General features: G+C 72.1%; 13 protein-coding genes. 6 read left to right on the forward strand and 7 right to left on the reverse strand.

The features are described 5' to 3' along the window. Nucleotides 1–307 precede the first annotated feature (307 nt). Nucleotides 308–1,426 (reverse strand): XRE family transcriptional regulator, encoded by a 1,119-nt coding sequence (locus tag OHB56_RS16530; protein WP_406354115.1) that lies wholly within the window; start codon nucleotides 1,424–1,426, stop codon nucleotides 308–310. A gap of 321 nt (nucleotides 1,427–1,747) precedes the next feature. Here OHB56_RS16530 and OHB56_RS16535 point away from each other — a divergent pair, with 321 nt between their 5' ends. The 5 genes from OHB56_RS16535 (at nucleotide 1,748) to OHB56_RS16555 (ending at nucleotide 5,601) form a co-directional block, all read left to right on the forward strand. Then, nucleotides 1,748–2,098, forward strand: a complete 351-nt coding sequence (locus OHB56_RS16535) for a hypothetical protein (protein WP_406354116.1) — start codon at nucleotides 1,748–1,750, stop codon at nucleotides 2,096–2,098. Between the two features lie 1,127 nt (nucleotides 2,099–3,225). Next, entirely contained in the window at nucleotides 3,226–3,891 is a 666-nt protein-coding gene (locus tag OHB56_RS16540; RefSeq protein WP_406354118.1) for a TOPRIM nucleotidyl transferase/hydrolase domain-containing protein, read from the forward strand. Between the two features lie 99 nt (nucleotides 3,892–3,990). Further along, complete coding sequence (locus tag OHB56_RS16545; RefSeq protein WP_406354120.1) at nucleotides 3,991–4,716, forward strand: DUF998 domain-containing protein; 726 nt, start codon at nucleotides 3,991–3,993, stop codon at nucleotides 4,714–4,716. Nucleotides 4,717–4,778: 62 nt separating this feature from the next. Then, the gene (locus OHB56_RS16550; protein ID WP_406354121.1) at nucleotides 4,779–5,081 is read left to right on the forward strand and encodes a hypothetical protein; all 303 of its coding nucleotides are present in this window, start codon (nucleotides 4,779–4,781) and stop codon (nucleotides 5,079–5,081) included. 304 nt (nucleotides 5,082–5,385) lie between these two features. Continuing rightward, the gene (locus tag OHB56_RS16555; protein ID WP_326752963.1) at nucleotides 5,386–5,601 is read left to right on the forward strand and encodes a hypothetical protein; all 216 of its coding nucleotides are present in this window, start codon (nucleotides 5,386–5,388) and stop codon (nucleotides 5,599–5,601) included. Between the two features lie 133 nt (nucleotides 5,602–5,734). Here the strand turns inward: OHB56_RS16555 and OHB56_RS16560 are convergent, their stop codons facing one another. From OHB56_RS16560 to OHB56_RS16575, 4 genes are all read right to left on the reverse strand, one after another. Continuing rightward, nucleotides 5,735–6,085, reverse strand: a complete 351-nt coding sequence (locus tag OHB56_RS16560) for a hypothetical protein (protein WP_326752964.1) — start codon at nucleotides 6,083–6,085, stop codon at nucleotides 5,735–5,737. Nucleotides 6,086–6,390: 305 nt separating this feature from the next. Next, nucleotides 6,391–7,518 carry a peptidoglycan-binding protein gene (locus tag OHB56_RS16565; protein WP_326752965.1) on the reverse strand — a complete coding sequence of 376 codons (1,128 nt, stop codon included), beginning with the start codon at nucleotides 7,516–7,518 and terminating at the stop codon, nucleotides 6,391–6,393. Between the two features lie 411 nt (nucleotides 7,519–7,929). Beyond that, the gene (locus OHB56_RS16570) at nucleotides 7,930–9,459 is read right to left on the reverse strand and encodes an MFS transporter (protein ID WP_406354124.1); all 1,530 of its coding nucleotides are present in this window, start codon (nucleotides 9,457–9,459) and stop codon (nucleotides 7,930–7,932) included. 117 nt (nucleotides 9,460–9,576) lie between these two features. Further along, nucleotides 9,577–10,965, reverse strand: a complete 1,389-nt coding sequence (locus OHB56_RS16575; protein ID WP_406354126.1) for a DUF445 domain-containing protein — start codon at nucleotides 10,963–10,965, stop codon at nucleotides 9,577–9,579. 455 nt (nucleotides 10,966–11,420) lie between these two features. On the opposite strand from OHB56_RS16575, the gene OHB56_RS16580 reads away from it, so the two are divergent. Further along, complete coding sequence (locus OHB56_RS16580) at nucleotides 11,421–12,797, forward strand: SGNH/GDSL hydrolase family protein (protein ID WP_406354127.1); 1,377 nt, start codon at nucleotides 11,421–11,423, stop codon at nucleotides 12,795–12,797. Nucleotides 12,798–12,858: 61 nt separating this feature from the next. Here the strand turns inward: OHB56_RS16580 and OHB56_RS16585 are convergent, their stop codons facing one another. Both OHB56_RS16585 and OHB56_RS16590 read right to left on the reverse strand, forming a co-directional pair. Then, nucleotides 12,859–13,716, reverse strand: a complete 858-nt coding sequence (locus OHB56_RS16585; RefSeq protein WP_406354129.1) for a DUF1707 domain-containing protein — start codon at nucleotides 13,714–13,716, stop codon at nucleotides 12,859–12,861. A 33-nt stretch (nucleotides 13,717–13,749) separates the two neighbouring features. After that, on the reverse strand, nucleotides 13,750–14,838 hold the full coding sequence (locus OHB56_RS16590) for an ATP-binding cassette domain-containing protein (protein ID WP_406359104.1): 1,089 nt from the start codon (nucleotides 14,836–14,838) through the stop codon (nucleotides 13,750–13,752). Nucleotides 14,839–14,857 lie beyond the last annotated feature (19 nt).

The raw sequence follows: 14,857 nt of genomic DNA on the forward strand, positions 1-14,857 counted from the left end.
TGGGCCGGACGCGCAGGCAGGCGGCACGGCGGCTTGTCGTCACTCCGGTGACGGCCTCGCCCGCACACCCGAGGTGCAGGCCTGGCGTGGGTCCCCTTGATGAGGGAGTGTTTGCAGGAGGGGCGCCCGAAGGCACAGAAGGTGGCTTCTGGCACCCCTTTCGACTGCACGTCTCACGCTCGTACGCCGGCGGGAGGACCCCGGGAAGCCGGTGATATACGGGTGGCACCTCATGGGCGGGTCGGATTTCCGGACGACGAGGGGTGGGGCCGGGTGCGGTGGTGGGCACGCGCCCGGCGCCGGCGTGTCACTCCGGCTCGATGATGAACACCTGGCCGTTGGCGTCCTGCACGGTGCACCGCTGGGCCACGGCCACCGCGCCCGCCTTGTCGGAACCCTGGGAGCCGTCGGGGTCCTCGGCGCTCTCGCGGATGCCGACGCACAGGGGTTCCGCGTCCTGGGCCGGCCTGAACCGCCAGTGGTCCGAGCCGCCGCCGGGGGCGGGCTCGATGCGGAACCGCTGGGCGGTGCTGCCGCCCTGGCAGGCCTTCCAGGGCCAGGGTTCGAGCATCCCGTGGAACGGTCCTCCGTCGAGGACGGTGAGGCAGCCGGGGCCGTGGTCCGGGTGGTCCCACTTGATGATGTACAGGCCGTCGGACTCCCGTTGGAGATACGTGCGCGGCGGCACCGCCTCCGTGCAGGGCCGCTGTACCGCGACCGTCTTGGTGTCGCCGTCCACCCGGGCCTCCCCGTCGGTCAGGCACAACGTCGGCGCCCCGACCGGCCGTACCCGCGACCACCCGGGAGTCGGCCCGGCCGCCACGGGGGTGGCCGCCGGACTCATGGAGGCTTCCGAGCCACCGCCCTTGGAGTCCCCCGTCCGTTCGCCGTCCGGCAGCAGAACCACCGCGGCGATGACGAGCAGGACGACCGTACCGAGCGAGGCCAGCGCGACGAGCGGGGCGAGCGGGGCGGTACGCGTACGACCGCCACCGGCGGCCTGGCCCTCGACGGTCTCGTTCTCGGCGGCCTCGCCCTCCGGGGCACGGCCCGTCCCCGGGACACGATCGGCGTCCAGGACGCGATCGGACTCCGGCGCGTGGCCGGCCCCGGAGGCTTCCGGCCTCTCCGCGTCCGCGAGGCGCTCGTGCTCCGCGACCCGTTGCCGGGCGGCGAGCCACTCGGCCACGTCCTCCTCGGGGTCGCAGGCCCGTACCAGCGCCGCGACGACCTCGGCCCGCGGCAGTGCGTCCCTGCGCAGGACGTCCGCGAGGGTGCTGCGCGCGAGCACGTCGCCGCGTTCGGCGGCCTGCTCCTCCAACTGCCGGTAGGTCAGCCCGCTGTGCTCCTTGAGCCGCCGCAGCAGTCCGACGTACTCGGCCGGAGTCCGCGGCTCACCGGGCTCCAAGCCACCTAAGATCGCCATTCCGTCATTGTCGTCACGCGTCTCACACCCGGCAATCCCCGTCCCGGCCAGGTCGGACGCTCCATCTCTGCCATTCCGGACACCCTCTGACCAGCCCGGACAGCCCGGCCCTTGTCCCGGACAGCGCACACCGTTGTCAGACAAGATCCAGCGGCCCAGGCTCGGTTGGCGTCGCCGCAGGCCGGACCCACGGGGGTGGACCGGCCTCGGCAGACCCACCCGAACGACGTGGCAGGGAGAGCAGATGACGAAGTCCTCAAGGTTCACAGCCCGACTCGCGACCGTGGCCCTGCCATCGGCATGGGCGTCGCGGTCAGCACCGTGCCCGCTCAGGCAGTCCCGTTATGGGAGGTGTCCGGCTACAGCACGGACCCGAGTTACTGCCAGTACGCCCATGGGCTGTACGGCTACGAACAGACCGGTTCGCAGGCCGGTTACCCGACCTGCAACGCCGGGTACCAACTGTCGGCGTACGACGAGTGCGACGGCGACGGGCAGGGGGCGCGGCTGCAGATCTCGTACAAGAAGTACTCGTCGGCGAGCGGCTGGTACACGCAGGGCTGGACCACCGTCGCCAAGTCGGGCCGGACGGCGACCGTCGATCTCGGTCTCGTCCGCGACGTCCGCCTCCGGATCTGCGCCTACACGACGGCCAGGGGCGTCTTCGCCTGAGGGTCCGTGTCGTAGACCGGTGGACCGAAGGGAGGGGGAAACTTCACGGCACAGGTCGGTTCTGCCCACGGTCGAGAACGACTCAAGAAGAGAGCTTCCCTGCCGGACAAGGCCCGGACACGGGTCTGACCAGCCCGGACACCAGCGATCTGTCCGGGACAGCCTGCTGTCATTGACCCGTCCCAGTTCGCTCGGCAGTCTCTGTGCTCGACGGGCTAGGCCGCGGCCACAGAGAGCCGGAGGCTGCCTGGGACCCGCGAATCGGCCGCCAGTCCAGATCGTGACAGGCCGATCACCGTGCCAGAAGCTCCCCATTCGATCGCCCAGCGAGGAATTCGTGAGCTATGCGCACCTGCCTCAGCACTTCCCACATCCAAGGAGACAACTCATGAGATCCCGACTGATCATCACAGCCGCCGGAGCGGCACTGGCCCTGGGCCTTTCAACCACGCAGGTCCATGCGGCCGGCACCCAGACCTCCGCATGCGGCTACGACGTGTGCGCGAGCACGACGAACGGCTCGGCCACGCTGTACTTGGAGCGCGCGGCGGGAGGCGTATGGGATGTCTGTGACGACGCCTCTGACGGAATGAGGGCCAAAGCGACGGTCAGGTACGCCGGACAGACTCTCAATCTCCAAACCACGGCAGGATGGGGGTCGTGCAGCTCTCCGCAGAACTTCTACCCGACTCCCGTAAGCGGTGCCGTGATCTCATACACGGTCTGGGTGCAGGACGGTGCCAACGGAACACCTCGGTACGCCAGAAGCGGCAGCTACACCTGGTGGTAGGCCCGGTCCGACGGTGACGAAGGCGGGGGGAAGGACGATCCACCGAACGGAACTTCTGTTCCGCGCGGTAGGTGTGCCTACCGTCGGCACCATGCCGCCGGTACGGAAACCCGGCACGAGCGGCGCCTTCCCCCTTACCGACCGCAACACCTCTTGCCGATGGCCACGATGGTACGCGGCGCGTCGGTACTCCGCCGCTCCTCTGGGCGGCCCGGTCAAGCCGTGCCACGCGGCCAGTTGTGACGGGCCCTGGCGACGACCAGGCGCTCACCGTCGGGCAACGCACCGGTGCGGAAATTGCGTGCCGTGGTGGCCGGGAAGGGGACAGACTCGTCCCATGGCTGACATGCGGGCGTTCAAGGAAGCGGTCACCGCGTGGGATGCCGGTGGACCAGATGAGCCCGCGCGCGAGCTGGCGGCGCGGCTGCCCGTCCGGGCGGTCGTCCTGCTCGAAGGGCCGAGCGACGCAGCGGCCGTCGACGCGCTGGCCGAGCGTCGCGGGCGGGATCTGGAGGGGGAAGGGGTCTGCGTCCTGCCGATGGGCGGTGCGATGAGCGTCGGGCGCTTCGCCCGGCTCCTCGGGCCACCCCCCGGCCTGGGCCTCCGCCTCACGGGACTGTGCGACGTGAGGGAACGTGACTTCTACGCCCGCGCCTTGGAGGAGGTGGCGGCCGGTGCGGCGCAGGCACAAGAGCAGACGCCAGGGCAGGCGCCAGGGCAGGTGCAGCGGTTCTTCGTCTGCGCGGCGGATCTGGAGGACGAGCTGATCCGCGCGCTGGGCGTGGCCCGGGTGGAGGAGCTCGTCCGGGCGGAGGGCGACCTGCGCGCCCTGCAGACCTTCCTGCGCCAGCCCGCGCAGCAGGGCCGTACCGCGCAGCAGCAGTTGCGGCGCTTCCTCGGCACGAAGAAGGGACGCAAGATCCGGTACGGCCGCGTCCTCGTCGAGGCCCTCGAACCCGATCGTGTGCCCGCCCCGCTCGACGGCCTGCTCACGAGCCTCTGATCCCTGGGGGCAGGGCAGGGCAGGCGTGATCACGTGGTGGAGGGGGGAGGACGACGTCGAGCGCCGGTCGGGACGTGGGAGGCGACGGAGGGTGGGCCGGTGAAGGAGCGGATCGGGTACGTCGCGTGGATCGTGGGTGTGGCGCAGTTCTTCGCCGTCCAGGGGATCGTCGAGTCGGCTTGGGCGCGGCCGGCGTACAGCTGGGCGCGGAACAACATCAGCGACCTCGGCAACGTGCACTGCGGCCTGCGGACCTGGCCCGAGTCGCGGTACATCTGCTCCCCCGAACACGGCCTGATGAACGGGTCGTTCATCGTGCTGGGCGTCCTGCTCGTCGTCGGGTTCGTCCTGACCGGTGGGGCCGGTGGGGCCGGTGGTGGCGTTCTGTGGCACGGGGGGCGGGTCGCCGTCTCGGCCCGGATGCTGCTGGTCAGTGGCGGCGCGGGGTTCGTGCTGATCGGGCTGGCCCCCACGGACGTCCACAAGGGCCTGCACGTCGTGGGCGCCGCGCTCATCATGGGGTCGGGAAACGTAGGCCTCGTCCTGGCGGGGTTCGGCCTGGCGGACCGTGTGCCGCGCCCGCTGCGCCGGGTGACCGGCCTGCTGGGGGTCGTCGCGCTCCTGGCCTTCGGGCTGTTCCTGTCCGGCCACTACCTCGGTCTCGGCATGGGAGGCATGGAACGGGTCGCCGCGTATCCCTTCCTGTTCTGGGCGGCGGCCCTCGGCGTGCGGGGATGCGCCCTCCGGGCAGGCCGTACGCGGGCCGCGGTGCCGGAGGCCGGTGCGGGAAGGGCCCGTGCCGGTACGGGTCCTTCCGGGGGTTAGCCTCGGGGGAAGTGAGATCCCGCCTCGGCAGTGGGCGGGCGTGGTGGCAGGAGGCGCAGGTCATGGCGAAGGTTCCCGGCTCGGTGCTGGCCGCGAGTGGACTCGTCGGCGGGTACGGGGTGGCCCGCTGGACCCGTAAGCGGCCGCTGGGCGGGGTCATCCTCGCCGTGGCGGGGGCCGCCGCGGCACGGGAATGGCGGGAGCGGGCCGGCGGGAAGGCCGCCGGGGCGCTGTCGGTCGCGTACGTCGCCGCGTTCGCCGGGTCGCATCCCCTGGCGAAGAAGGTCGGCGCCTGGCCCGCCGTGTTCGGTGTGGCGGGTGCCGTGGCGCTGACGTCGTGGGCGGTGGCCGACCGGCGCGGATGAGACACGGGCACGGCGCGCGCCTCGACGGGCCGGCGCAGGTGCGTGCCGGGGACGGCCCGTGGTCGTTGACCCGTGGTCGTTGCCACCGGCGGCGGAGCCGTGCGCCGCTGTGGGACGAGACGACCGGCCGTCCCGCGCGAGTCGATGCTCGAGGACCTGTCGTTCCGGGACCGTGCCGCTCCGGGGCCTCCGGGTGATCGGAGGCCGTGGAGGTGGTCACGGGCCGTCTCGGGTCGCCGTCTTCGGCCCGGCTGGCCATGCTGGTGCTGGGAGCGGCCTTCTTCCCAGTGACGAGGAGCACGGCATGTCCACGGACCCGGTCGGACGATTCCTGACGGCTTTGGACCCGGACCACCGGAAAGCCATCAGCGCCAAACCGCGCGAGGAACAGGAACGGCTCGCGGCGGCCTGGGAACGGGAGCTGGAGGAAGATACCGAACTCGACTCCCTCGACGAGCTGTCCCCGGCGGCGGCGGAGGCCGAGGCGGCCCGCCGCGTCCTGGAGGGCGGGACCGGCTGAGGCCTGTCCGGAACCCAGGTGGGACACCACCTCGTCGGCGGCGGTCGTACTCCGACAGAGAGTGGCGGGATGAGCACGTTTCCGCAGGTGCGGAAGTGGGGGCGGGCGTCGCCGCCCGCCCCCTGGGCCGTGGTCAGGCGATGGCCAGACGTACCTGGGCGGAGTCCGTCCCGGCGAAGGTGAAGGTGAACTGCTCCCGGACGCCGGAGCTGCAGGCGGACTTCGTGCGGTAGTCGCCGTTGCCGGCGTTGATGCGGACCACGGCGCACTTGCCGTCCGTACGGGTGTCCTCGAGCCAGCCGTACACCTTCACGCCGTCGCCCGAACAGCTCAGGGTCCAGTGGGCCTTCGCCCCGCTGATCACCGGGGAGGCGGAGGACGGGCAGGTGGCCGCGTTCGCCGGGGCGGCGGCTCCGACGGCCAGTCCCCCGGCGAGGACGACGGTGGACACGAGGGAGGCGATGGTGTTGCGGACAGCGGACATGGGTGGCCCCTTCGGGTGGAGTGCTGACGGGAAGCGGACCGGAGCGAGGCCCTCGACGTGCCGCCCACCGAGGGGGCGGGCCGTCCGGGAGCGCCGGTCGCAGAACCAGCATCACCGGCGGGACCGGGTGGGAGGAGCCGTTTCCGACCGCTTGCCGAGGCGCATCGATGCACCCTGCCTCACAACGCCCTGACCTGTGGTTATGCCCTGATGCAGGAGGGCTGCACGGCATGTGCCGCATGGCCGGGGTGCGGGGTGGTCGGGCAGCGCGCGTGCCGGCCTTCTCACCCGGACCTCACGGGACCTCACGCGGAAGCGGGCGCGGAACCGGAGGGCGGCGGGCTCTCCGGCCTCTGGTACGCCGGGGCTCCGGCGGGTGGGAGCTGCGCCACCAGCAGGGCCAGCCAGGTGTCCACGTCCACCCTGCCGGTCACGGGCAGGTCCCGCGTGCTCTGGAAGAACCTCAGGTCCTCGGCGGTCACCGCGGTGAACTCTCCCGACACCACCGTGCCGCCCTGGCCCACGTTGTTCAGGAGCTCCTGGGCGGCCCGGACCTCGAAGGTCCCGGACCCGGGTTTGACCTCCTTCACCAGCTCCGGCCACGTGTGCTTGCCGACCTTGCCGTCGGGCGCCAGGCCTCTCTTCCGCTGGAAGGCCATGACGGCGTCCCGGGTGTCCTCCCCGAAGAAGCCGTCCGCTCCCACCTCGTAGCCGTGCGCGTTCAGCAGGTTCTGCAGGGCCCGGGCACGGGTGAACTGGTCCTGCTCGCCCATGACCAGCAGCGGCCACTGGTGCGGCACCTCACTCGCGGCCACGGCGCCCTCACCACCGGCGGCGCCGTCGGCCGTGGCGGCCTTGCGGTCCTGGACGGCGAAGCGTTCGTGCACGAGCACTCCGGCGGCGAACGCCACCACCACCGCGGCCCACACCAGTACGTGCAGGTGCCACCGGAAGCGAGGCCGGCCGGCACCGCTGCCGTGTCCCCCGGCCGGTCCGTGCGGGGCGGCGGGGCCGGCGGGGGCGGCGGTCGCACGGGACCCGGCGGGCTCACGGCGACCGGCGGGCTCACCGGATCCGTCCGTGACGTCGGTCGCGGCGGTGGGTTCCCCTCCGCCGCCGACGGTCCGTCGGCCGCTGTTCTCCCGCAGCGCCGCCCGGCACAGCGCCCGTGCCCGGTCCAGCTCCGCCGCCGGAGCGCGCAATTGGGCGTGCAGGGCCTCCACCACCCGCAAAGGGGCGGTCGACGTGTGCTTCGGGTTCAGGTAGCGCGAGAGCGTCGTCTGGTCGACGCCCAGCCGTGCGGCCAGCGCCTGCTGCGTCGGCCGGGTGCCGCCGGACGCACTGCCGGCCTCCTCCCACCAGCGTCGGAGCAACCGCGCCAACCGCGCCCCGGCCCCTTGTTCCTGGTCCCGGCCCCCTTGTTCCTGCGCCATGTGCGTGTCCCTCCTCGTCGTCATGTCCCTGTGGAACAGCCGGCCTCCGCACCGCCCGCATCACGGCATAGCGACATAACAGCAGGTCAGGCACGCGCGTCACTGCGGCATCAGGGGGGGCATCGGGGGCGTCGGCCTCAGCAGTGCTGAGCGTAGCGACGCGGCCGCGGCGTCCGGCGCGGCCGCCACGGCGCCGTCCGGGCCGCTCCGCTGCCCCCGGGTGGCCCGTCCATGCGTGGGGGAGCGTCTCCGCCCCTTCGCCGGAGCCGCTCCGCGAGCCGCCGCGGACGGCATGCGTTCACCCGGAAGAGTGCCTCGGTGCGGCGCCGTCCCGGAGCACGTCCCTCACCCGTAGGGGCCCCGGAGTCGTCGCGGGCGGCTCCTCGCCTTCGCAGGGGGACCGAGCCGGCGCTACGCGGTCTTCGTGCCGGAGGCCGGCGAACCCGGTGAGTCCGGCGTTCCCCGGGACCCCGGCGTAACCGTCGACAGGGGCTCCGCGATGTCCTCCAGCGAGCGGCGCTCCGCGTTCACCGCCAGGAACGCCGCCACCAGACCGGCCGCGCACATCAGCCCGGCGCCGATCCGGAAGGCCAGGGCCGTCTCGCCGACCACGCCGGACTCGGTCAGGTCGGCGAAGATCAGCGGGCCGCTGATACCGCCGGCGGCGGTGCCGATGGCGTAGAAGAAGGCGATGGCCATGGCGCGGGTCTCCATCGGGAAGATCTCGGAGACGGTCAGGTAGGCGCTGGAGGCGCCCGCCGACGCGAAGAACAGCACCACGCACCAGCAGGCGGTCATGGTCGTGGCCGTGAGCGAGCCGTTGCCGAAGAGCCAGGCCGTGCCGAAGAGCAGGATGCCCGACAGCAGGTACGTGCCCGAGATCATGATCCGGCGGCCGACCGTGTCGAAGAGCTTGCCGAGGAGCAGTGGGCCCAGGAAGTTGCCCGCGGCGATGACGGCGAAGTAGTAGCCGGTGCTGCCGGTCGGCACGTCGAAGAAGGTGATGAGGATGGCGCCGAAGCCGAAGGTGATGGCGTTGTAGAGGAAGGCCTGGCCGATGAAGAGGGAGAGGCCGAGGACCGCGCGGCGCGGGTAGCGGCCGAAGACGGTCTTGGCGATCAGGCCGAAGCCGATGCTCTTGCGCTGGTGGATGGTGATCTCGCCGGCGGGCGGCGGCAGCGGTTCCCCCTTCTCCTCCTCGATCTCCCGTTCGACGGACGTCACGAGTGCGTCGGCCTTCTCGCCCTGGCCGTGGATGAACTGCCAGCGTGGGCTCTCCGGGACGTGCCGGCGGACCAGGAGGACGACCAGGCCGAGGACGACGCCGAGGGCGAAGCTGAGCCGCCAGCCGAGGTCCTTGGGGAAGATGTCGGTGTCCAGCATCACGATGGACAGCAGGGCGCCGCCGATCGCGCCGAGCCAGTAGCTGCCGTTGATGATGAGGTCGACCCGGCCCCGGTAGTGGGACGGGATCAGCTCGTCGATCGCGGAGTTGATGGCCGCGTACTCGCCGCCGATGCCGAAGCCGGTGAGGAACCGGAAGAGGAAGAACCACCAGGTCTCGAAGGAGAGGGCGGTCAGCGCGGTCGCCGCCAGATAGACGATCAGCGTCGCCATGAACAGCTTCCGGCGGCCGTAGCGGTCGGTCAGCCAGCCGAAGAACAGGGCCCCGGAGCACGCGCCCGCCACGTACAGGGCGGCGGCGAGACCGGTGATCTGGGCGGAGGTGATGTCCAGGCCGCTGCCTTCCTCGGCGATGCGGCCGGCGACGTTGCCGACGATCGTGACTTCCAGTCCGTCCAGGATCCAGACGGTGCCCAGGCCGATCACGATCATCCAGTGCCACCGCGACCAGGGCAGCCGGTCCAGACGGGCCGGGACGGCCGTGGTGACGGCTCCGGTGGAGGCGGGCACCGAGGCCGACGACGATTCCCCTGTCATGGCTCCCTCTCCGTCGAGCTCCCTCGAGCTCCCTCGGGCGAATGCCTCCCTTGTGCCCTGGGCCGGGAGGAACACGCCCGCCGTGCCGGGAGGCCGCCGGGCCCGCCGGAGGGGGCCCTACGCCCCCAGCATGCGGGCGACCGTGTAGATCAGCAGCCCGGCGAGAGAGCCGACGACCGTGCCGTTGATGCGGATGAACTGGAGGTCGCGGCCGATGTTGGCCTCGATCTTCTTCGTCGTGTGCTCGGCGTCCCAGCCCGCCACGGTGTCCGTGATCAGGGAGGTGATCTCCCCCCGGTAGGTGGTGACGACGTACACCGCGGCGCTCTCCAGCCAGCCGTCGACCTTGCCCTGCAGCCTGGCGTCGGCCGACATGCGCGCGCCCAGCGACAGCAGCGAGGCGCGGACGCGCAGCCGCAGCTCGCTGCGCTCGTCCTCCGCCGCGGAGACGATCATGGACCGCACGGCCGTCCAGACGGAGGCGATCAGGTCCTGGACCTCGTCACGGTCGAGGATCTCGCCCTTGAGGCGTTCGATCCGGGCGCGGGTCTCGGTGTCGGACTGGAGGTCGGAGGCGAAGTCGGTGAGGAAGCGGTCGAGGGCGCCGCGCGCGGGGTGGGCGGGCATGTCGCGCATCTCGGTGACGAAGCGCAGCAGCTCCTTGTAGACGCGGTCGCCGATCTTGCGGTCCACGAACCGCGGGGTCCAGCCGGGGGCGCCGCCCTGCACGGCGTCCATCACGGAGTCGCCGTGCGTCACGAGCCAGTCGTGGGCACGGGTGAGGACGACGTCGACGGCCTTCTTGTGGCCGCCGTCGGCGACGATCCTCTCCAGCAGCTTGCCCATACCGGGCGCGATCTCCTGGGCGTCCGCGCGGCGGGTGATCGCCTCGCCGACCACCGCCTGGACGTCGGAGTCGCGCAGGACGGTCAGCGCGCCGCGCAGGGCGGCCGACAACTCGGCGGTGACCCGGTCGGCGTGCTCGGGCACCGCCAGCCAGGCGCCGAGCCGGCTGCCGATGCCGACGGAGCGCAGCCGCCCGCGGACGACGTCCTCGGAGAGGAAGTTCTCGCCGACGAATTCGCCCAGGGAGACGCCGAGCTGGTCCTTCTTGGTGGGGATGATCGCGGTGTGCGGGATGCGCAGGCCCAGTGGGTGGCGGAACAGGGCGGTCACGGCGAACCAGTCGGCGAGCGCGCCGACCATGCCCGCCTCCGCCGCCGCGGCGACGTAGCCCGCCCAGGCTCCGGCGCCCGAGTGGGACGCCCACTCGGCGAGGACGTACACCACGGCGACGAACAGCAGCAGCCCGGTGGCGATGAGCTTCATCTGGCGCACTCCGCGCCGCTTCTCCTCGTCCGCCGGACTGAACGTCGTCATCGTGCGGTGGGTGGCGCCACCGGCGCGGGCCTGCGTGCGCGGGCCTCCACCGCCCCCGGCCCCCGTGGTGCCGGTGCCCTCCGTGTTCGCGGTGTTCGCGGTGTTCGCGGTGTCCGCCTCGCTCATCCGCCCGATCCGTTCATCCGTTCCGCCCCGCTCCATCCGCTCCGCCCGTTCGGTGATCCCTCACACATTGTCCCTTCCCGTCCGACTCCCGGAACGGAACAGGAGTTCCCGGCGCCTGTCCCATGGACGGCCCGACGGCTGCCCGACGAGCGCCCCGGCAAAGGACCTGGAGGGGGATTTCGCCTGGAGAGCGGGAGGAAAGCGGGACGAGACCGGGGGAAATCAGGGGGAAATCAGGGCAACCCGCGGCGTGAGGCCAGGGTGGACCTCAGGGAGAAGTCAGAGGAAAGTCAGGGCGAAGCCGACCGGCTGTCCATGGGATCCCAGCGGGGGCGCAGTGGGGTCGCAACGGGATCCCCCGCGGGGTCCCGTCGGGCCGCCGTCCGTCCATGCCGCATCATGGGCTCATCCGTACGGAGTCTCGGACTCCGACCGTCCGAGGAGAACAGAACAGCATGACCGGGGGACGTGACGGGGGCGCGGGAGCGCCCCCCGCGAAGTACCGCGCCCTGCTCGCCGCGGTGATCGCCGCGGTCGTGGCGGTGTCCGCGACCATATACGTCGGCGTGTCGTCCGACCTGTACGGCGACGGCACCAGAGACCGCGACACCCTCGCCGACGGCCGCGGCGGACACCGGAACCCGGCCGCACCGGCCTCCACCGGCACCTGGGTCTCCTCCTGGGCGGCCTCCCCGGTCGGCGGCGAGCCCGGCACCGAGATGACCGGCCTCGCGAACCGCTCGCTGCGCAACGTCGTGCACACCAGCGTCGGCGGCACCGCCGCCCGGATCACCCTCTCCAACCTCTACGGCCAGTCCCCGCTCACCATCAGCCACGCCTCGATCGCCCTGTCCGCGGGCCGGGACGGCGCGGCGGCACTCTCCGGCACCATGCGGCAGGTCACCTTCCGGGGGCGGACCGGCGTCGTCATCCCTGCCGGGGGCCAGGTGACGAGCGACGCCGTACGCATCGCCGTCCCGCACGACGGAGACGTGCTGGTCACCACGTACTCCCCCACCGGCTCCGGACCGGTCACCCGCCACACGCACGCACGCCAGACCTCGTACGCCGCCGTCGGCGAGCACACCGAGGACACGACCGGCGCCGTGTACACCGAGGAGAGCGCCTTCTGGCGCTACCTGACCGGGCTGGACGTGCTGAGCAGGGACTCCGGGGGCACCGTCGTCGCCCTCGGCGACTCGCTCACCGACGGCAGCACCTCTACCGTCGGCGCCAACAACCGCTGGCCGGACGTCCTGTCCGACCGGCTGCGCGAAGCGGCCGCGGCAGGACGGGACGTGCCGCGCTACAGCGTCGTCAACGGCGGCATCAGCGGTAACCGGGTCCTCGCCGACGGCCTCGGCCGCCCCGCGGAGAACCCCAGCGCCCTGAAGCGCTTCGACCGTGACGTCCTCGGCCGCACGAACGTCAAGGTCCTCGTCGTCGACCTCGGCATCAACGACATCCTGCGCGACCCGGACCTCGCCGACCCCGACGCGATCGTCGGCGGCCTGAAGACCCTCGTCGACCGGGCCCACACCCGCGGGCTGAAGGTCGTCGGCGCGACCCTGATGCCGTTCGGCGGCCACCGCGGACACACCGACGCGCGCGAGACGGTGCGGCAGCGGATCAACGCGGAGATCCGCGCGGGGCGCGTCTTCGACGCCGTCGTCGACTTCGACCGGGCACTGCGCGACCCCTACGATCCGCGCCGGCTGCGCCCCCTCTACGACTCGGGCGACCATCTGCACCCGAGCGACCGGGGGTACACGCGGATGGCCGAGATCTTCGACCTGAACGACCTGAAGGGCGGGGCGCCGGCGCGGCTGTAGGGAGCGGCCGGACCGGCCCCACTCCCTGCGGCGACGGCCGGGGACCGCTCAGCAGTCCCGGTCAGCGGTCCCGGTCGCGGCGGCGTTCGCCCTGCTCCTCGGCCCGTCGGCCGTGCGAGGACTCGAAGCCGAAGGAACCGTGACCGAAGCCTCCGTGGCCGTGGCCGAGGGCGGCCTGGCCGGACGAGGAGGAGCCCAGCTCATGGTGGTCCGCGTCGTCGCCCGCCCCTTCCCCGCGGCGGTTCGCCCTGCGCTCCAGCTTCTCGCGGCGGCGCTCCTCCCGGAACTGCTGCTTCTCCGCCCGGGTCAGCTTGCGCTTGACGCCGACGCCGCCCCAGAAGGCGAAGCCCGAGACGATGACGCGGGGGGCGCCCGGCTCGCCCGGCACGCCCTCCTCACGGTGGTCGAAGCCGCCCATGACGCCGATGCCGCGGACGACGACCTCGACACCCTGCGGGACGATGACATCGATGCCGCCCATGATCGCGACCGCGTTGATCACGATCTCGCGGTCCGCGAAGTCCGCCTCGCGCAGATCGATCTCGCCGCCGCCCCAGAAGGCGAAGCAGTTGAACTTCCGCGGCGCCGTCCACCGGCCCTTGCGCTGGAACCCCGACATCACGGCGACGGCCCACGTCGACGGCGCGTCACCGCCGACGCCCACCCGGCTCGACCAATCGTCGCCCGGTTCGGGGGACTTCATCAGGGAGACGACGGGGACGGACACGCCGGGGGCGGGCAGGTCGCGGGTGATCGGCTCGAGTTCCCGGTAGGTCCGCGCCTTGTACGTCGCGTCCAGCCGCTCCTCGAACTCCTCCATGTCCAGGCGCCCCTCGGCGACGGCGTCCCGCAGAACGGCGGCGACGCGCTCGCGGTCGGCATCGGAGGCGCGGAGGTCCGGGACTGCGTCGTCGGTCATACCCAGCAGCCTACGAGGTCCCCCGGCCGAGGGCTACGAGACCACCCGCCCGACGCCCTCGTCCCGGCCCTCCGGGGCGTCCCCGGCGGCGGACCCCCTCTCCTTCGCCGACACCGCCCGCCCCGCCCGTCCTTCCCGTCCTTCCCGTCCTTCCCTTCCCGTCCCGTCCCTGAGCCCCGCCCGCTCCGCGTACATCTTCGCGATCACGGCCTCGATGTCCGGTTCCCGCACCGAAAGGTCCACCAGCGGGTACTCCGCCGCGATCCGCGCCACCAGCGGGGCGGCCGACTCCGCCGCCGGGAACGCCAGCCACTGCCTCGGCCCCTCCACCCGCACCACCCGCGCCGGCGCCGGCGCGTCGATGGGCGGCATCTCCCGCTCCAGGTCCACCACCAGCGTGCGTTCGCTCTCCCCCGCCCGGTGCAGGCCGGCGAGCGGGCCGTCGTACATCAGGCGGCCGTGGTCGATGACCATCACCCGCGAGCACAACTGCTCGATGTCCTGCAGGTCGTGCGTGGTCAGCAGCACCGTCGTGGCCCGCTCGGTGTTCAGCTCCCGCAGGAAGTCCCGCACCTTGGTCTTCGAGACGACGTCCAGACCGATGGTCGGCTCGTCCAGGTACAGCACCTCCGGGTCGTGCAGCAGCGCCGCCGCGATGTCGCCGCGCATCCGCTGTCCCAGGGAGAGTTGCCGTACCGGCGTGTCCAGCAGATCGCCCAGGTCGAGCAGTTCGACGAGCCGGTCCAGGTTCGCGCGATAACGGTCGTCGGGAATCCGGTACATGCGGTGCATCAGCCGGTACGAGTCGAGCAGCGGCAGATCCCACCACAGCGTCGTCCGCTGCCCGAACACCACCCCGATACGGTGCGCCAGCCGCATCCGCTCCCGGGTGGGGTCGATGCCGGCCACCCGCAGCCGGCCACCGCTCGGGGTGAGGATCCCGGTCAGCATCTTGATCGTGGTCGACTTGCCCGCGCCGTTCGGCCCGATGTAGCCGACCATCTCACCGCGTGCCACGGAGAACGAGAGCGAGTCCACGGCCCGCACCCGCCGCCGCTCCCGCTTCAGGAACCCGGTCTTCTTCCGCACGTCGAAGACCTTCTCGACACCCTCGAGAAGGATGAACTCCCGATCGTCGCGG

The sequence above is a fragment of the Streptomyces sp. NBC_01635 genome (genome assembly GCF_045209715.1).
GTDB lineage: Bacteria > Actinomycetota > Actinomycetes > Streptomycetales > Streptomycetaceae > Streptomyces > Streptomyces hirsutus.